Below are 16,571 nucleotides of genomic sequence, written 5' to 3'. Positions count from 1 at the left end.
TTGCGCCCTTGTCAAGCTCCTTAGCGGACTTTTGAAACAAAATGCAAGAACTGTTATACCTTGAGGTGCCCACTCCCGATACCGCAGCGGTGATTCACTGGCTGCACCACACCTTTGAGCCGCACATTGGCACCATTGCGCCAAAACCAAGCGGGGGTTGCTGGCAGGTTCCTGAGGCCCCCACGGAACTGGCTATTTTCCTGTGGAGCTTGCAGCGAACCACATACCTCAAGGTGATGCGCTGGGGAGAGCGGCCTTTCCCCCAGGAGCGGGCCTGTCTCCAACACCTTCAACAGCATTTGCGTTTGGCCTTTCCACTGCAACCTGAGGCGCTTCCCCCTTGGCCGGCTGGCAAGACAATTTTTGAAGCCTTGGTCGATCGCTATCCGCTGACCGTGAAATACTTCCAACGCATGCCCCAAGGTGAGGCGGATTTAGAGCGGGTTTATTGGTGGGAGCAACGCTGGCGCCAAGGGGTACAACAGCCCACGCCCCCGCTTCCAGTTTTGCACACTGCAACGACACCCTGTGATCCCCCTCGCTATGACCTAGTTTATGTGGGGGGTGCCTTGGGGGTGATCCACGCAGCGGTGATGGCGCGGTTGGGCTATCGAGTGCTGGTGATCGAGCGGTTGCCCTTTGGCCGCATGAATCGGGAGTGGAATATCTCCCGCATGGAATTTCAGAGTCTGATTGATCTGGGCTTGTTTACGACTGCGGAGTTTGAAAGCCTGATTGCCCGCGAGTACCGCGATGGCTTTAACAAGTTCTTTGATGCCACTAGTCCTCCCCATTGTCGGGCACCCGTACTGCACACCCCGACGGTTCTGAATATTGCCCTTGACTCGGCCAAATTCCTGCATCTGTGCGGTGAGAAACTGCGCCAAGCGGGGGGTGAGATTTGGGATTGGACGGAATTTCAGACAGCGACGATTCATCCCAATGGCGTGGTTCTGCAAACTCAGCACCGCCAGACCCAAGAACAGCGACAGGCGATCGCCCGTGTCCTCGTGGATGCGATGGGGACTGCCTCCCCTATTGCTCGTCAACTGAACGGTGGTCGTGCCTACGATAGTGTGTGTCCGACGGTGGGGGCGATCGTCAAGGGCATTGCCCCGCAAGTTTGGGATGGCGATTATGGCGATGTGCTCTTTAGCCACGGTGATATTTCGCGGGGACGGCAACTCATTTGGGAACTGTTTCCGGGGGCAGGGGAAGAGCGCACGATTTATCTTTTTCACTATCACCACATTCAGCCAGAGTTTCCCGGCTCTTTGCTGGAACTCTACGAAGACTTCTTTACGATCTTGCCGGAGTACCGCCGCTGCGATTTAGATCAACTGACTTGGGTGAAGCCGACGTTTGGTTACATCCCCGGCTACTTTAGCCACCACCGGAGCGATCGCACCGTGGCCTTTGATCGCGTCTTGGCCATTGGTGATGCCGCCTCACTGCAATCCCCCTTAGTATTTACTGGCTTTGGCTCGCTGGTGCGCAACCTGCCCCGCTTGACGGATCTACTGGACACCGCCCTGCGTCATGACCTTGTGCAAAAGCAATTTCTCAACCAAATTCGCGCTTATCAGAGCAATACAGCGGTGACATGGCTCTTTTCGCGGGGAATGATGGTGCCCAGCGATCGCCCCCTGCCCCCAGAGCGCGTCAATGCCATGCTCAACACCTTCTTTGGCATCCTCGGACAAGAATCCCCCGAATTGGCCGATCGCTTTATCAAAGACCGTGCGGGTTGGCTGCCCTTTAACCGTATGGCACTGCGAGCTGCTTGGCAAAACCCCGGCCTCCTTTGGTGGATCTACGAAATGGTGGGGGTTGGGGATCTGCTGCGTTGGCTGCAAAGCTATCTCAGTTTTAGCTTGGATGCCCTGTACCATGCCCTCTTTGGCTTTTGGCTGCCCCCCTTGGTGCGCCGTTGTCAACCGTGGCTAGAACCCATGGCACCACAACTTTGGTTTTGGCTCTTGGTGCAAAGCTATGCCCTGAGTTACTCTGTGGGACAACCCCGTTTGGAACGACCCTTAACCTCCCTCCCCACTGCCAGAGTTGATCAAGCGGTTTCCCCTCGCTAACCTTGGGAACAAAGGTGTTGCGGAGAGAATGACGGTGAATGCAGCAGAGCAGGCAGTGACCGTGCAGATGGCCAGCAAATTGGGGGCGATCGTCCACCTCTTTAAGCAGTGCAATGCGGATCTGCGGGCAGACCTGCACCCTTGGGCCGATGACCCCCATACCCGCAACCTAGTGGATCCCGATTCAATTGACATTGGTTTTCACCTACCGGGCTGGAGTCGCCGCTGGCAAGCCCGCAGTTTGCTCCTGCAAATCCGCCTCTATTGCGATCCAGACTCTCCCCAGCGCCGTGCCATTGGTCTAGACATCGTGGGGTTTAGCTATATGAGTGAGCAGTGGCGGTTCAGTAGTATTGGTCAGGGGGTTTTTAGTGGCAACAATTTGCCTAGCGAAGATCTACAAAACCAACTGCGCGCCATTAGCCATGAGATTATTGCCCTATTGAACACTTGATTTTGGCCATTGGATCAATCGTCAAAGACCTCCTCAAACACCTCGTGAACATACTCTCCAGCCGTACGCACAACACCCACTCCCACGATTGCCGACAACACGAGAGCTAGCCCCACCAACCACTTCTCCCTGAGGAACTGCCAACCCTCCTTTAGGGAAAAGCGATGTCTTGGCGTCAGTGGCTCTAAAATTTCTAGGGCAACTGGATGCTGTAAATACTCTTGGATGCGTTCTAGCTCACCAACGTATAGACGGCGATGTTGGCGATCGAAGAGCAATCCATGCCGGGGCGCCCGTTCCCCTGCCGTCAGTTGATAGGACAACAGGCGGGGTTGTATCTCTGGATGTTGGCAAAATAATTGCCATCCTTGCAGATTTACTGTGCCCACTGTCTGGCCATCGGTGTAGCAGGGATACCCCAGTTGTGGCTCCCAATACAGACCCAGCCAACGGGATTGTGCAGGCAGCGCCAAAGCACGTTCAAACTGTGCTGGTGCTGGAATAGGCAGAACTTCTAAAGTCATCGGTCTATTCCTCTTCCTTGGGATAGCTTTACTATAGGAACGAACTGTCAAGAACTTGATAAGAAATGCAGACTACAGCCCTTTTCTGAAATATGTGGTCAGCGGTTACCCTAGACTAGTTTCCCCAGTGTTGAGCACGTGTCATTGTTGCCAACAAGACTCTATTAGGCATTAGGTAGGTTCAAAATTGCCTTTTGATCTTGACGACTTCTTGACAATTCCTCCCTACTGTGGGAATTGTTCCGCCTCAGGAACAGTGAACTGAACTTGGAGACTCTACGATGAAAGACTCAATAAAAGTTTTAATGACACTAGGAGTGCTCTCAGCGATCGCCATTGGTGGCAGTGCAATGGCACTGAAAACGCAGCGTCACATTAGCTATGCTCTGGTGGCACAAACAGATCAAAAGGGTGGGTATGACGAGAGCGATCGCTATGAAGCGAAAAATACGGCTGAAGAAATGCAAGAGGAGGCCCAATACCGTAGCCTTGCTAAAATTAGCCCCCAACAAGCTCAACAAATTGCAGAAGCGGCTCAAGGCCAAAAGGCAATACGGGTTGCCCTAGGGGCAGAAAACGGTAGCTTGGTTTATGAAGTGCGCTTTCCCAATGCTGAGGTCAAAGTGGATGCCGGTAATGGGCGTATCCTCAGAACGGAACTAGCGGGTCAAGAGGAAAATGACCTTCATGAAGCTCCCTTGGATGGCAGTATCCAAGTCCCCAATTCTGATCGTCCATAGCAATAATGGCAACCATCCTTAAGGTTCTCTGAATTTTACTCAAATTGCCAAGCTGTCTAGGGTAGATTAACAGGCATAAATATCTACCCTAATTTTTTGCCTAAGGATGGGTTTGTGGTGAAAAGAGTATAGCAACTTCAAGGGGAACGCCAATCCATTAGGAACATGTTTCACGGGTAACTTGAGTTAGAGTAGCCGCCGCTTCTTCACGAATGACTCGCGCAGGATGATCCAATAACATTTGCAAGGCTGTGGTTTTCTCCGGAGAGTCAGGTAGCTTTCTTAAGGATCGGACGATTTCCATAGCTTGCCAAACGTCAATGGAGTAGGTTAAAGCACCTTCGGTAAGGGGAGTGGCCGTTTTGGGATTACCGCGATTGCCAAGGGTAATAATTGAACCCATGCGGGCTTCGGAGTTGGGATGCTTTAGGGCATTGATCAGTCGATCTTCGTAGGAGGGATGCTCCTGTTCCCACTGGTGAATGTTGACACCGCATACAGGACAGATTGAGTCGTCCGCGGCAATCTCCGCAAAACATGCTGGACAAAAATAGGCGTGATCCATCTTTTTATCCCCCAAGGGATACTCCCAATATACGCCCAATCCCAAAAGTGAGACCAGTTTAATGTGTCGTCGGCTGATCATGTGTCACACCAAGCCTGTTAGACTCAAACATAAGATAGTTACATCTTCCGAAGCATTGAAACCCTTCTTTGGCTCCACGGGTGAGTCTGTCATTAAATTTTGTTCGTACCACTGACTATAGTCCTGATATTGGCAATATGGAATACGTAAAAGGGATGTAATACTCTCTCATAGGGGCTTTCGCAGTTTTGAGCTTGTTCTATATGTGAAAAGGGTTGTATTTCGCTTTAATTGAGCAGTACCAATCATGGTCAACACCCTCTTTTCTTTTATGTTCGGCATATTGACAGCCCTCTTTCCGATTGCGAATCCAATTGGGGCAATTCCTATTTTCTATAGTTTGACTGCTAAAAACACTACGAAATATCGCCTGCGACAAGCACGAAAAATCACCTTTAATGTTTTTGCTGTCTTAGCAATTTTTTTCTTGGTGGGCAAGTTTATTCTCAGCTTTTTTGGAATTTCCCTAGCAGTAGTGCGAATTGCTGGTGGGTTGATTGTGGCACATACGGCTTGGCAGATGGTTGCTCCTCAACCGCGTCTGACCAATCAAGAGCAACTGGAGGCAGTGGACAAAGAAGATATTTCCTTTACACCTATGGCAATGCCCATCATTAGTGGGCCGGGCGCGATTGGTATTGTGATTGGTTTTTCAACCCGCTGCCATCAATGGCCAGAGTATCTTGGTTGTGTTCTGGGAATTACTCTGTTTAGCTTTATCACCTACTTTTGCTTAATTCTAGGGGAGCCTTTGATTAAGGGCTTGGGCACAACAGGCATAGGGGCACTCAATCGGATTTTGGGCTTTTTGATTTTAGCGATCGCGGTGCAGCTCATTGCAGATGGCGTGATCACCTTTATCAAATAAGTTAATGACTGAGGGGGAGCCTGACAGTAAATGAGGTGCCCTGACCCACTTGACTCTTGACATCAATGCTGCCACCGTGGCTCTGGACAACTGCTTGGACAATGGATAGGCCTAACCCTGCTCCTCCATCCACATAGTGACGGGAGGGATCTGCTCGCCAAAAGCGCTCAAAAATTTTACTAAGGTGCTCAGACGCTATACCAATGCCCGTATCAGCGATAGTCACGTGAATATGGTGCATGAGACGCTTGGCAGTCACACTGACTTTGCCCCCTTCAGGAGTGTAGCGCAGCGCATTTTGTAAAAGATTGGTGAAAGCCCGTATGAGAGCCGCCTCATCCCCCCGCAGCAGCAGTTGAGGATCGGTACTAAACTCTAAGCTAATTTGCTGTTGCTGTGCCTGTAGTTTATACAGTTGAATTAATTGCGCTAAGGTCTCTGCGAGGTTGATCGTCCGCATGGCCATCGGTTGTTGACAATCAGTTCTTGCCAGAATCAATAAGTCGTCAATGAGGCGGGTCATTTGATCCGTAGCGCTGGCGATCGCCCCGAGGACTTCCCGATCCTCTGGTCGCATTCCTTCATCGTACTTAAGGGCAACTTCAGCATTACTGGAAATGGCCATCAGGGGACTGCGGAGTTCATGGGAAGCATCAGCCGTAAACTGTCGCAACCGCTCAAAACTGTCTTCAATAGGCTGCATGGCTTGGCGATTGAGCCACAGACTACCCATAGCACTGAGGAGGAGTCCTATCATGACCCCTGCCATGAGACCAGTATCCAACTGCCAAACGGTCTCATTAAATTCATCCAATTCTTGACTAATGCGGATGTAGCCAATGATTTCGTTGGTTGCTTGGTGCAAAATTGGCAGTGTGACTAACTGCAAAGGGGGATCATGGGTGTGAATAGCTACTGAAACCTTTGGATTGAGCGGTATGTAGGGAAGTTCTTCGCCCTGTTGCTTGAGAAGTCGGCCGTGGGCATCAAACCACTCTAAGGTTGCTGCTTGCTTCTTTAGCTCATGGGGCAAACCGTGCTCCTCAATCTTGAGCTGACCATTCTCAATATCAGCATTAGCAGCCGCACCTTGGGCAATGGCAATGAGACGATTGGTGAGTTGCTCCCTGAGATTGTGAACAAAGACCACGCGCACAGCGATCGCAAACCCGCCAAGGACGACTGCAAACACGAGGAGATTAAAGAACAGTAAGCGGCGGCGAATATGGGTAAACATTGGGCTAGACGTGGGGGGGTACAAAACGATAGCCAACGCCATAAACTGTTTCAATCAATTCTTGGGGGCAACCTGCTGCCTTCAGCTTATGCCGCAGATTGGTGATGTGGGTTTTGACGGTGCCTTCACCAGCCTCTTGATCGAATGTCCAGAGTTTATCTAGGAGGGCTGTGCGACTAAAGACCTGCTTCGGATACCGCAGAAAATGCTCTAGGAGTAGATATTCCTTGGGGGTCAGAGAGAGCACCGTTTGATCGTACGTCACCACCTGACTCGCCGGATCCAGTTGCAGTGCCCCGTAACATAGCACAGGGGGTTTCAGTTCACGACTGCGGCGTTGCAGTGCCCGAATCCGTGCCGCCAGCTCTTCCAACTTGAAGGGTTTGACAAGGTAATCATCAGCACCTGCATCTAGGCCAATGACTTTATCAGTGGTCGTATCCTTGGCCGTCAACATCAAAATCAGTGCCTGACAACCTACCGCCCGCAACCGTTGACAAAGGGCGATGCCATCTAGGCGTGGTAGCATTAAGTCCAGCAAAATGAGGTCATAGGCAGTTGCTTGGGCATAGTCCCAGCCACTCAGGCCATCCTCAGCAATATCAACAGTGTGGTGTTGATGTCGTAAATCTTTCGCCAAAGGTGCTGCAATGCGGGGGTCATCTTCAACAATGAGAATTTTCATTGCTCTTGCCCTTGCTAAATTGGCTAGGCTTAAATTGTATCGTGGCTAAAATCAACCCTCATTGACGAGTGACGACTCTGCGCCTTTTTGTCTATGGCACCCTTAAACCCGGCTATCAACCCCATGACATCCTCTGTCGGCCTTGGCTGAGTGCCCATCAACCAGCGCTGGTGAGAGGTCGCCTTTATCACCTACCGATGGGGTATCCCGGTCTGACGGCTGAGGAAGGTTGGGTGCAGGGGGAGTTACTGATCTTTCATGATCCACCTCCCAGCGTATTGGCGCGGCTGGATGCCTTTGAAGGCTACAATCCCAACTTGGCTCCCGAAGTAAATGCCTACCATCGCCAAGAGGTGCCAGTGTATAACTTGAATCATCAACCTTTGGGCACAGCATGGGCTTACATGATGAGCACTGAGCGGGTGCGGGATGTCAACGGCGAATGGCTGCTAGAGGGGGTGTGGAATCGGCCAACAGACCTACGTGCCTAGACTTTGGTTTTAGCAGTGGTTGTTGCGGGCTTGGCGGAAGCCACATGGAGTTCCTTGAGTTGCTGTGGCTCAACACTGCTGGGGGCACCGGTAAGAAGGCAACGCGCCTGTTGGGTTTTCGGGAAAGCAATGGTGTCGCGAATGGAGTCTTCGCCGGCAAGGAGCATGACTAAGCGATCCAGGCCATAGGCAATACCCCCGTGGGGAGGGGTACCAAATTCAAAGGCCTCGAGAAGGAAGCCAAATTTTTCTTGGGCAGCCGTCTCATCAAGGCCGATGGTTTCAAAAACTTGCCGCTGCAATTCCGGTTGATAAATGCGCAGACTGCCGCCGCCTACTTCGTAGCCATTAAAGATGAGATCGTAGGCTTGGGCACGGGCAGTTTTGAGGTCCTCAAGGTCGGCGGGATGGGGTGCCGTAAAGGGATGGTGCAGCGCCTCAAGGCGTTTTTCCTCAGCATTCCACTCAAACATGGGGAAATCAACCACCCATAGGAGATGGGTTGCCGTCGGATCAATGAGATCAAATTCACGGGCAATGGTCTGGCGCAGGCGATCAAGGGTTTTATTCACAGTCGCGGTATCCCCTGCCCCAAACAGGAGGAGGTGCCCCGGCTCGGCACCCGTGCGCTCTAAGAGCGTGGCTTTCTGCTCTGGGGAGAGGTTATCCTTGATGGCACCAATGGTGTCAATCTCGCCGTTGTCGCGAACGCGGATATAAGCCAGCCCCTTGGCGCCGGCAGTGGTGGCCTCTTGGAAGAGATCGCCGCCGGGTTTAATGCGCACGTTCGAGATGCGGTGGTTGCCATTGGGAATCGGCAAAATTTTCACCACGCCCCCTTGGGCGATCGCCCCACTAAAAACTTTGAAACCAGAGTCTTTCAGAATATCGGAGACATCCACCAGTTCAAGGCCATAGCGGGTATCGGGCTTATCGGTGCCATAGCGATCCATGGCCTGTTGGTAACTCAGGCGGGGAAAGGGGCGCGGCAGATCAATGCCCTTCACGGTTTTGAAAATGTGGCAGATGAGTGCTTCGTTGAGATCAATAATTTCATCCTGATCCATGAAGCTCATTTCCATGTCCAGTTGCGTAAATTCTGGCTGGCGATCGGCCCTTAAGTCCTCATCGCGAAAGCAGCGAGCAATCTGGTAATAGCGATCGCACCCCGCCACCATCAACAACTGCTTGAACAACTGGGGCGATTGGGGAAGGGCAAACCATTCTCCCGGATTCACGCGACTGGGCACTAAATAATCGCGAGCCCCCTCCGGGGTCGAGCGGGTGAGAATAGGGGTTTCTACCTCAATAAAGCCCGCCTCATCCTCGAGGAAGCGCCGCATGGCTTGGACAACGCGATGGCGTAACTGCAAATTCCGTGCCATCCGTTCCCGCCGTAGATCAAGATAGCGGTAGCGCAGCCGCACTTCTTCGCGGACTGGCTCGTTCTCGGTGCTGGAGATGGCAAAGGGCAGTTGCTGGCGCACCGTATTGAGGACATCAATGTGATCGGCGTAGATCTCGATATCGCCCGTGGCCAATTTTGGGTTCACCGAATCGGCAGGGCGCTTGCTGACACGGCCAACAATTTTCACCACATACTCACTGCGCAGGCGATCGGCTTGAGCATAGGAGTCGGGAGTGCGCTGGGGATCACTGACAATTTGGACAATGCCGGAGCGATCGCGCAAATCAATAAAGATCACGCCGCCATGATCTCGCCGCCGATCCACCCAACCGTAGAGGGTGACCGTTGTTCCGACATCCGTTAGCCGAACATCGCCACAGTAGTGTGTGCGCATAGACCCCAATGATTTGTAAGTATGTTGGTAAAGCCTTACTATTTTAGCGGTTCACCGCCCTACCGTTAGCGGGGCATTCCCAAGGAAGCACAGGTTTGCAGGAGGGCTGCACTTTAGAAATCGCAACAGAAGTTTGCAGGACTTCATGTGGATTCCCTAACTTTAGTTGCAGCTTCAGCAGATTGCGCCCCAATTTTCCGAGGGGCAACGTATGGTAGTAGATAGGTAAAATCTAAAGAAAACCTTAAAAGGAGGGCAAGTATGACCCCCTCTCTCCTCCGGCAGTTCTGGCACTTTGTTGAGCAAGCACAGGTGGGACGATTGTTGAGTATGGATGATCACGCCCTACAGGGGTGGCTGGTGACGCAGTTTAGTGATGTTTATCCTTTAGAGCATAACCAGCGCTATCATCTGGAACGCTACATTTCCTCGCGTCTCTCGTTAATCCGCGATGTGGCAAGGGAGCAGGTGCTGCAAGCTAGGGTCGACTGCCCCTAGGGAACCGTGAACTGAGTTCAGCCTTCAAAAGGTGAGAGGATAGTCCTAGTTCGTGTTGCCGTGCAGAATATCAGTATGTGCGAATGATCAATGGGTATCAGCGATTATGGCGGTGGGGAGCGATCGCCCTTATCACTTTCTTTTTAGTCCTTCTCTCTCCTTGGTCAACTGTAGCTCAGGTTCCTCTGCCGGGGATTAGTCAAGCCACCGTTGCTCCCACCCCCCCCGGCGTCACCCGCATTGGCGAACTGGAAATTGCCGATGTCCGCTTTGATGGCAATACACTCTTTACAATTGCTGCGCCAACAGTTCGCGATCGCGATAACCCCGGTAACGCAATTCCCGTTGAAGTCCGAGCGGATTTAATTCAATCGAACCTACGGCGGGTACTCCAGAGTGCCCTTGAGCATGGGCGGCGATCGCCCGCAAGGGTAGATATTGGCGTTGCTCGCCTCAATAATGTTTTAGTCATCAGTGCCCGCATTGGCCAAGCGGAACGCACCACTCGCCTCCTGACGGTGACAGAGGCCGACAGCGACTACCATCAACTGCCCCCTGAAACCCTTGCTCAGCAGTGGCGAGACATTTTGCAACAGCAGATGAACCGAGCGATTCAGGAACGCACCGACACAGCCCTGATGTCGCAAATTCAGGGGGCGGTCTTGATCTTTATCAAGGTGGGTGCAGGTAGTTTCGTGATTTTAATTGTGCAACGCTTCTTGATCCGCCAACGCAAGCATCTACAAGGGCAACTGGACACAGTGACCACTCAAACGACGGAACCGGAGTGGGTTTTGCCGCTGCTACCCCACCTGCGACATCACTTTTTTCTCAAGCAGCGCATCAAGCTCATTAGTCTCGTTCGGTATCTACTGTTGTGGGGGCAAGTGGCTCTGTGGCTACTCGGCCTAGCGGCAATTCTGCGCCTTTTCCCCATGACCCGCTGGCTGAGTTCCCAAGTCTATGGCTTGCCGATTCTGTGGATGGTGGTCTGGTTTGGCACGGGGCTGCTGAATCAATTTGCTGACTTGGCCTTTGATCGCATTCGTGTTTTCTGGGAGCAAAATAATCTGCTCAAGTTTGCCGATACCCAGCGTAAAACCCTGCGGATTAGTACCACTGTGGAAGTGATGCGCGGCTTTAAGACCGTTGTCATTTATTTGATTCGACTAGTGGTTATCTTGGGTTCCTTAGGGGTACCTGTTTTCTCCATTCTCGCTGTGGGGGGCTTTTTAGCCTTGGCCATTTCCCTAGGGTCACAGAACTTGGTGAAGGACATTATCAATGGTCTGCTCATTGTCTGGGAGGATCAGTACGGCATTGGCGATGTGGTGGAAATTGAACCCTACTCCGGCTTAGTGGAAAATCTCAATTTGCGCATTACTCAGTTGCGCAATGCCGAGGGTCAGCTGATTACAATTCCCAATAGTACGATTACCAAGGTAGCCAACCTGACCCGCACTTGGTCACGGGTTAATCTCGAACTGTGGGTGGATATTGAAACCAATCCCGATCGCCTGTTGTCCTTGCTGAATGACTTGAGTATCCACTTTTACGAAGAACCGGAGTGGCAACTGAAGATGCTGGAGCGGCCAGAGGTTCTAGGAATTGATCAGATTACCGCCAGTGGCTTACTGGTGCGCATTTGGATTAAAACCCAACCGGGACAACAATGGGTCGTGGGGCGGGAGTTTCGGCGGCGGGTGCTCAACCTGATGGCCGCAGAGGGGATTGCCGTGGGTCGGCTGCATCAACAGCTGCATTTGGCGCGCGATCGCAACGGCAAAAACGACAACGATGAACATACCCATCCTTTTCCCTTGGAATCTTGATGGCAGGTCAGCGCATTTTGGTCATCGGCGGTGGTGCCGCTGGATTTTTTGGAGCGATCGCCTGTGCGACGGCTAATCCCCGCAATCTCGTCACGATTTTAGAAGCTGGGGCAACACTGCTGAGCAAAGTCCGCAGCTCTGGTGGTGGTCGCTGCAATGTCACCCACCACTGTTTTGATCCAGCCCTATTGGTGCAGCACTATCCCCGTGGTGGCAAGGCCTTGCGGGGTGCCTTTAGTCGCTTCCAACCCCAAGACACGATCGCTTGGTTTGAGGCGCGGGGGGTGAAGTTGAAAACCGAAGCCGATGGGCGAGTCTTTCCCGTCAGTGATGATTCAGAAACCATTATTGACTGTCTGGTGCAGGAAGCAACGGCTCTAGGCATTCGCATCTGTACCCGCGCAGCGGTGAAGGAGATGGTGAAAGTCGGCAATGAGTTTCAAGTCACGGTTGCTCAGCAGCCTCAACCCCTTGTGGGCGATCGCGTCCTTTTGGCCACTGGCAGCAGTTCCCAAGGTTATCGCTTGGCAGCACAATTGGGACACACCATTATTCCCCCCGTCCCTTCTCTGTTTACGTTTCACATTGATGACCCGCTCTTGCAGGAGCGCTCAGGCCTCAGTGTCCAACCCGTGGAAGCAACCCTCAAACTGCCGCAGCAGCCGCCCTTAACCCAAACCGGTGCTATTCTCGTTACCCATTGGGGCTTTAGTGGTCCTGTGGTCTTGAAACTCTCGGCATGGGGGGCACGTGCCTTGGCGGTGCAGAACTATCGCGGCACCTTGGTAGTGAATTGGCTCCCCCATCTATCGCTGCCGCAGATTCAAGGGGAGTTGGCAGCCTGTCGTAGCCATACCCCGAAGCGAGCGATCGCTAACCATTGTCCCTTTCCGCTGCCGCGCCGCCTCTGGAGTTACTGGACAACCAGCGTGGGGATTCCGGCTGAGCAAACTTGGGCACACCTCAGTAAAAAACAACTGCTGGCACTGGCGGAGGCCTTGCACCGAGGTACCTTCGCGATCGCTGGCAAGGGCGCCTTCAAAGAGGAGTTTGTCACCTGTGGTGGGGTGGCTCTCAAGGAAGTGGACTTTAAGACCATGGCCAGCCGCTGCTGTGAGGGGCTATTCTTTGCGGGCGAAGTTCTCGATATTGATGGCGTGACGGGGGGCTTTAACCTGCAAAGTGCGTGGACAACGGGCTGGATTGCCGGTCAGGGATTGGCAGAGGGTTCGACGGGCACCGTTTCGGCAGGCGCTTCCACGGCCACACTCTCTTGAGCCGCACCTTGGAGGGCAAGGGGTTCGGTTTCTTTTTGCTTGAGGGTGAGGGGTAGGCGCAGGGGTTGCAGTTCCCGTTGTAGCGCAGGTGCCAAGGGCAACGATTGATCCAAATCCTCAAGGGGACGAGGTACCAACATCACTGCATGGAGTTCACCAATGCGATCAGCTTCTGCCATCCCCGCCTCAAGGGCGATCGCGGTATTGGAGGCCGTGCCGCGAATAATGGCCGTACACAAACCGGCGCCAATGGTTTCGTAGGCCGTTAGGATCACATCTGCCGCCTTGAGCATGGCATCCGCTGCCCCCACCATGGCTGGAAATCCTCGCGTTTCCAATAGGCCAACCGCGTGGCTACTGAGGCGATGGCCGCGACTTTTAGAGGCAATCTGGGCGAGAAGACTGCCAATCGGCAGAATTTTCTCTAGGTTGGGGTCAGGTCGGGGAATGACTAACGTACTGAGTTCTTGACCAAACTGCTGCGCCCGTTCAGCGCCCTCTGCCACGGCAAGGCGCACATCGGCAATTCGCCCGCGCACGATCGCGCTACAGTGGCCACTGCCAATTTTCTCATAGCCCACTAGGAGGACATCGGCGGATTTGAGCATGTGATCGGCAATGCCCACAATTGCCGGAAAGCTCTGGGCTGAAACCAGTCCCAAGGCTAAATCCGTAAAGTCATCCCGTCGCTCCATTAGCGGAATTCGTCAATCCTTTCCATTGGGTGCATTTCTATCTTAACGGTTGGGTTGCGGAGGGCGCGGATCCCCCAAAAAACCAAATGATCGTCTTCACGCCAGCGATCGGGGTCTAAAAATGTTTTTAACAGTTCACTGAGAAAGGGGCGATCGCCCCCGGTCACAATCACCGTACCTTGGGGAAACGCCTGAAAAAAGGCGCCCAGATAGGCGTGTAACATGGCGGCAGTACCGTAGTAAAGACCGCTTTCAATCGCTGTGGTAGTGGTGGCGCCCCAACGGGGGGGTGGCTCTGGGGGAAGCGTCACATAGGGTAACGCTGCCGTATAGTCCGCCAGTGCTCGCGCCATTAACCCAACACCCGGGAGAATCACACCGCCCGCAAATTCACCGCGATCGTTGGCTAGGGTCAGCGTTAATGCAGTTCCCGCATCCACCACACACACTGGTGCCCCATAGACCTGAAGCGCTCCCCAGAGGGCAAGGGCACGGTCAATCCCTAGGGTGGGGTACATCTGAGGAATAGGAATATCCTCGAGGGTGAAGGCGATCGCTGTCGGATAGACTTGGTGCAAGGGCACAGAACCAACACTCGCACCCCAGCAAGGGAGTCCGGGATAGTCTTTGGCAGGATTGCAGGCAACTTCCTCAGAGGTGAGGTGCCAAGTGCGGCTGAGGTGTTCACCGCTAAAGAGTGCCCAGTGCTGCCGACTATTGCCAATCATGAGAGCGAACCATTGATTACTCTGTGGGGACACCATCCACCTCTTCTGGATCTATGAGGTAGAGATGAATATGTTTGTATCCCTGCTTAATTTTGAAGGTATCCCCGGGCTTTAGGTTCATCGCTTTTGTATAGGCGGAACCAATCACAATCTGACCATTTTGGTGCACTTTCACCCGATAGGAGGGCGATCGCCCCCGTCCTGATTGACCATTGACTTCTTTTTCCGATGACTTTACTTCTAGTCCGCTGGCAGCGAGTACCGCTTCGTAAAATTTCCCTAAGTCGACACGCACCTCACCGGATTTTGTGACGCGATAGTAGCCACAGAGCTTTGCGGCTTCTTTACGGGATGCAGAACCCAGTTCACTTAATCGCTGCAAGAGTGCTTTACCAGTTAGGGGCTTTGGTTTTTCCATTCGCTCTATATTTCCTCTATCAGAACACTATTCAAATGAATAAAGCAACTAAATTGTTCTTTAATCAACAGGTACCCACACTAGAGAGAAAAAGCGTGTCTGCGAGAATGATCTGACTAGAAATTATTAGATTTAATCAAGTTACCACTTTATTTGAAACACAAAGTATTCTTTTTAACAATATGTTAGTTTGAAGCAATCAGTATAATCATATAGTGATACCGAATCTATTTAACAAGAAAAGGGATTTGATGTTGGTTTGTTAAGTTTTATTTATCACTTATTGATTTTTGAGTCAAATTTATCTATAGCATTATGCCTCTCTAAAAATACGGAAGACATGTCGGCATTGAGTCTGTCAGAGCAGCCCTAGGATAGAAAAAAGGCTGTATAGTGGCTGTACCCTAGCAGATGAGTGACGAATGACCCCTTGGCAAGCGTTGCGGCGCAACCCCTTAGTGATGGTCAGTTTGGGGGTGTTGCTGACGTTGTACCTGCTGGCGATCGCCGCAGATTTTATTGCTCCCTACAGTCCCTATGCCTTTCAAGTGGAGGGTGCCCTGCTGCCCCCTACCCGCATTTACTGGCGCACCCCCAACGGTCAGTGGCTTGGCCCCCATGTCTATCCCACCCGCTTGGGGCCTGTGAACTTGGAAACCGGGGAACGACCTCTGATCGTGAACTGGCAGGAACCGTCACCCATTCGCCTTTTTGTCAAGGGCAGCCCCTATCGCTTCTTGGAAATTACCCTGCCCCTACCGACCCGCTGGAGTCTCACCAATCCACAAATTGAACCACGTACGATCTTTGCTGGGTTCCCCAGCGATCGCCATCTCTTTGGTACCGTGGGTAAGGGCTATCTGAATCTGTTGGGAACGGATGACCAAGGACGCGATCAGTTGAGTCGGCTGCTCTTTGGTGCCCGCATTAGCCTCAGTATTGGCCTTGTGGGGGTGGCGATCGCCTTCCCGATTGGTATTCTCGTGGGGGCGATTTCTGGCTACTTTGGCGGCTGGCTGGATGCCGTTTTGATGCGGGGTGTTGAGGTGCTGATGACACTGCCGACCATCTATCTGCTGGTGGCCTTAGCGGCGGTACTCCCCGTGGGACTCAGTAGTGGCGAGCGATTCCTGCTGATTACCGTGATCACATCGTTTGTGAGTTGGGCGGGGCTAGCACGGGTGATTCGCGGTCAGGTGCTGGGGATCAAAGAAATGGCCTTTGTCCAAGCGGCGCAGGTAATGGGGGGGCGATCGCTCTATATTATTGTGCGGCATATTATTCCCCAGACAGCAACCTACGTGATGATTGCCGCAACGCTCTCGATTCCCAGCTTCATCGTCGCGGAATCGGTGCTCAGTCTCATTGGTCTAGGGATTCAGCAGCCGGATCCCTCTTGGGGCAATATGCTCTCACTGGCAACGAATGCCTCAATCTTGGTCTTGCAGCCGTGGCTAGTTTGGGCACCAGCAACCCTCATTGTCATCACTGTGCTATGTTTCAACATTGTCGGCGATGGCCTGCGGGATGCCCTTGATCCGAGGCAAACCCAAAAATAGCTAGGAGCCTTGGGATACACTAGGGGGAGA

General features: G+C 52.6%; 17 protein-coding genes. 9 read left to right on the top strand and 8 right to left on the bottom strand.

Features of this window, described 5'->3' with window-relative positions; genetic code table 11:
- Positions 1–41: 41 nt before the first annotated feature.
- Together M0644_RS12560 and M0644_RS12555 are read left to right on the top strand one after the other, a co-directional pair.
- On the top strand, positions 42–2,087 hold the full coding sequence (locus M0644_RS12560; RefSeq protein WP_286625956.1) for an NAD(P)/FAD-dependent oxidoreductase: 2,046 nt from the start codon (positions 42–44) through the stop codon (positions 2,085–2,087).
- A 28-nt stretch (positions 2,088–2,115) separates the two neighbouring features.
- Complete coding sequence (locus M0644_RS12555) at positions 2,116–2,541, top strand: hypothetical protein (protein WP_255451674.1); 426 nt, start codon at positions 2,116–2,118, stop codon at positions 2,539–2,541.
- Positions 2,542–2,555: 14 nt separating this feature from the next.
- Here M0644_RS12555 and M0644_RS12550 read toward each other — a convergent pair whose 3' ends face one another.
- Entirely contained in the window at positions 2,556–3,065 is a 510-nt protein-coding gene (locus tag M0644_RS12550; protein ID WP_149821360.1) for a hypothetical protein, read from the bottom strand.
- Between the two features lie 281 nt (positions 3,066–3,346).
- Here M0644_RS12550 and M0644_RS12545 point away from each other — a divergent pair, with 281 nt between their 5' ends.
- Complete coding sequence (locus M0644_RS12545; protein WP_226971970.1) at positions 3,347–3,805, top strand: PepSY domain-containing protein; 459 nt, start codon at positions 3,347–3,349, stop codon at positions 3,803–3,805.
- Between the two features lie 157 nt (positions 3,806–3,962).
- On the opposite strand, the gene M0644_RS12540 is transcribed toward M0644_RS12545, so the two are convergent.
- Positions 3,963–4,451, bottom strand: coding sequence for a HEAT repeat domain-containing protein (locus M0644_RS12540; RefSeq protein WP_226971969.1), 489 nt, complete (start codon positions 4,449–4,451; stop codon positions 3,963–3,965).
- Positions 4,452–4,698: 247 nt separating this feature from the next.
- Here M0644_RS12540 and M0644_RS12535 point away from each other — a divergent pair, with 247 nt between their 5' ends.
- Positions 4,699–5,319: a MarC family protein gene (locus tag M0644_RS12535; RefSeq protein WP_286625954.1), complete on the top strand. Its 621-nt coding sequence runs from the start codon at positions 4,699–4,701 to the stop codon at positions 5,317–5,319.
- A gap of 1 nt (position 5,320) precedes the next feature.
- Here M0644_RS12535 and M0644_RS12530 read toward each other — a convergent pair whose 3' ends face one another.
- Complete coding sequence (locus M0644_RS12530; protein WP_149821356.1) at positions 5,321–6,556, bottom strand: cell wall metabolism sensor histidine kinase WalK; 1,236 nt, start codon at positions 6,554–6,556, stop codon at positions 5,321–5,323.
- 4 nt (positions 6,557–6,560) lie between these two features.
- On the bottom strand, positions 6,561–7,241 hold the full coding sequence (locus tag M0644_RS12525; RefSeq protein WP_149821354.1) for a response regulator transcription factor: 681 nt from the start codon (positions 7,239–7,241) through the stop codon (positions 6,561–6,563).
- A 68-nt stretch (positions 7,242–7,309) separates the two neighbouring features.
- Between M0644_RS12525 and M0644_RS12520 the strand changes: the two genes are divergently transcribed.
- Positions 7,310–7,732: a gamma-glutamylcyclotransferase gene (locus tag M0644_RS12520; RefSeq protein ID WP_286625953.1), complete on the top strand. Its 423-nt coding sequence runs from the start codon at positions 7,310–7,312 to the stop codon at positions 7,730–7,732.
- Here M0644_RS12520 and aspS read toward each other — a convergent pair.
- Positions 7,729–9,534, bottom strand: a complete 1,806-nt coding sequence (gene aspS, locus M0644_RS12515; RefSeq protein ID WP_286625952.1) for an aspartate--tRNA ligase — start codon at positions 9,532–9,534, stop codon at positions 7,729–7,731. The two genes, M0644_RS12520 and aspS, sit on opposite strands and share 4 nt — an antisense overlap.
- A gap of 261 nt (positions 9,535–9,795) precedes the next feature.
- Here aspS and M0644_RS12510 point away from each other — a divergent pair, with 261 nt between their 5' ends.
- From M0644_RS12510 to M0644_RS12500, 3 genes are all read left to right on the top strand, one after another.
- Complete coding sequence (locus tag M0644_RS12510; protein WP_149821348.1) at positions 9,796–10,032, top strand: hypothetical protein; 237 nt, start codon at positions 9,796–9,798, stop codon at positions 10,030–10,032.
- An 83-nt stretch (positions 10,033–10,115) separates the two neighbouring features.
- On the top strand, positions 10,116–11,864 hold the full coding sequence (locus M0644_RS12505) for a mechanosensitive ion channel family protein (RefSeq protein ID WP_286625949.1): 1,749 nt from the start codon (positions 10,116–10,118) through the stop codon (positions 11,862–11,864).
- On the top strand, positions 11,864–13,141 hold the full coding sequence (locus M0644_RS12500) for an NAD(P)/FAD-dependent oxidoreductase (protein ID WP_149821344.1): 1,278 nt from the start codon (positions 11,864–11,866) through the stop codon (positions 13,139–13,141). Before M0644_RS12505 ends, M0644_RS12500 begins: the two co-directional genes overlap by 1 nt.
- Here the strand turns inward: M0644_RS12500 and M0644_RS12495 are convergent.
- Genes M0644_RS12495 through M0644_RS12485 form a run of 3 tightly spaced genes read right to left on the bottom strand, consistent with a single transcriptional unit; the run spans position 13,075 to position 14,982 of the window.
- Complete coding sequence (locus tag M0644_RS12495) at positions 13,075–13,836, bottom strand: carbon dioxide-concentrating mechanism protein (protein WP_149821342.1); 762 nt, start codon at positions 13,834–13,836, stop codon at positions 13,075–13,077. The genes M0644_RS12500 and M0644_RS12495 overlap by 67 nt on opposite strands.
- Positions 13,836–14,600 carry a pantothenate kinase gene (locus M0644_RS12490; protein WP_149821340.1) on the bottom strand — a complete coding sequence of 255 codons (765 nt, stop codon included), beginning with the start codon at positions 14,598–14,600 and terminating at the stop codon, positions 13,836–13,838. Before M0644_RS12490 ends, M0644_RS12495 begins: the two co-directional genes overlap by 1 nt.
- Positions 14,581–14,982, bottom strand: a complete 402-nt coding sequence (locus M0644_RS12485) for an AbrB family transcriptional regulator (RefSeq protein WP_149821338.1) — start codon at positions 14,980–14,982, stop codon at positions 14,581–14,583. Before M0644_RS12485 ends, M0644_RS12490 begins: the two co-directional genes overlap by 20 nt.
- Before the next feature lie 422 nt (positions 14,983–15,404).
- Here M0644_RS12485 and M0644_RS12480 point away from each other — a divergent pair, with 422 nt between their 5' ends.
- The gene (locus M0644_RS12480) at positions 15,405–16,541 is read left to right on the top strand and encodes an ABC transporter permease (protein WP_286625946.1); all 1,137 of its coding nucleotides are present in this window, start codon (positions 15,405–15,407) and stop codon (positions 16,539–16,541) included.
- Positions 16,542–16,571: the final 30 nt, after the last annotated feature.

This window comes from Thermosynechococcus sp. B1 (assembly GCF_030322985.1).
GTDB lineage: Bacteria > Cyanobacteriota > Cyanobacteriia > Thermosynechococcales > Thermosynechococcaceae > Thermosynechococcus.
The sequence above is the reverse complement of the archived record's forward strand: the minus strand, read 5'-3'. Positions and strand labels throughout refer to the sequence as shown.

What these genes read in the sequence shown, in the direction of transcription:
- M0644_RS12480 (WP_286625946.1), top strand. Translation starts at nt 15,405, where the DNA reads ATGACCCCTTGGCAAGCGTTGCGGCGCAACCCCTTAGTGATGGTCAGT.
- M0644_RS12490 (WP_149821340.1), bottom strand. Translation starts at nt 14,600, where the DNA reads ATGGTGTCCCCACAGAGTAATCAATGGTTCGCTCTCATGATTGGCAAT.
- M0644_RS12525 (WP_149821354.1), bottom strand. Translation starts at nt 7,241, where the DNA reads ATGAAAATTCTCATTGTTGAAGATGACCCCCGCATTGCAGCACCTTTG.
- M0644_RS12550 (WP_149821360.1), bottom strand. Translation starts at nt 3,065, where the DNA reads ATGACTTTAGAAGTTCTGCCTATTCCAGCACCAGCACAGTTTGAACGT.
- M0644_RS12495 (WP_149821342.1), bottom strand. Translation starts at nt 13,836, where the DNA reads ATGGAGCGACGGGATGACTTTACGGATTTAGCCTTGGGACTGGTTTCA.
- aspS (WP_286625952.1), bottom strand. Translation starts at nt 9,534, where the DNA reads ATGCGCACACACTACTGTGGCGATGTTCGGCTAACGGATGTCGGAACA.
- M0644_RS12535 (WP_286625954.1), top strand. Translation starts at nt 4,699, where the DNA reads ATGGTCAACACCCTCTTTTCTTTTATGTTCGGCATATTGACAGCCCTC.
- M0644_RS12500 (WP_149821344.1), top strand. Translation starts at nt 11,864, where the DNA reads ATGGCAGGTCAGCGCATTTTGGTCATCGGCGGTGGTGCCGCTGGATTT.
- M0644_RS12530 (WP_149821356.1), bottom strand. Translation starts at nt 6,556, where the DNA reads ATGTTTACCCATATTCGCCGCCGCTTACTGTTCTTTAATCTCCTCGTG.
- M0644_RS12545 (WP_226971970.1), top strand. Translation starts at nt 3,347, where the DNA reads ATGAAAGACTCAATAAAAGTTTTAATGACACTAGGAGTGCTCTCAGCG.
- M0644_RS12555 (WP_255451674.1), top strand. Translation starts at nt 2,116, where the DNA reads ATGACGGTGAATGCAGCAGAGCAGGCAGTGACCGTGCAGATGGCCAGC.
- M0644_RS12560 (WP_286625956.1), top strand. Translation starts at nt 42, where the DNA reads ATGCAAGAACTGTTATACCTTGAGGTGCCCACTCCCGATACCGCAGCG.
- M0644_RS12510 (WP_149821348.1), top strand. Translation starts at nt 9,796, where the DNA reads ATGACCCCCTCTCTCCTCCGGCAGTTCTGGCACTTTGTTGAGCAAGCA.
- M0644_RS12540 (WP_226971969.1), bottom strand. Translation starts at nt 4,451, where the DNA reads ATGATCAGCCGACGACACATTAAACTGGTCTCACTTTTGGGATTGGGC.
- M0644_RS12505 (WP_286625949.1), top strand. Translation starts at nt 10,116, where the DNA reads ATGATCAATGGGTATCAGCGATTATGGCGGTGGGGAGCGATCGCCCTT.
- M0644_RS12485 (WP_149821338.1), bottom strand. Translation starts at nt 14,982, where the DNA reads ATGGAAAAACCAAAGCCCCTAACTGGTAAAGCACTCTTGCAGCGATTA.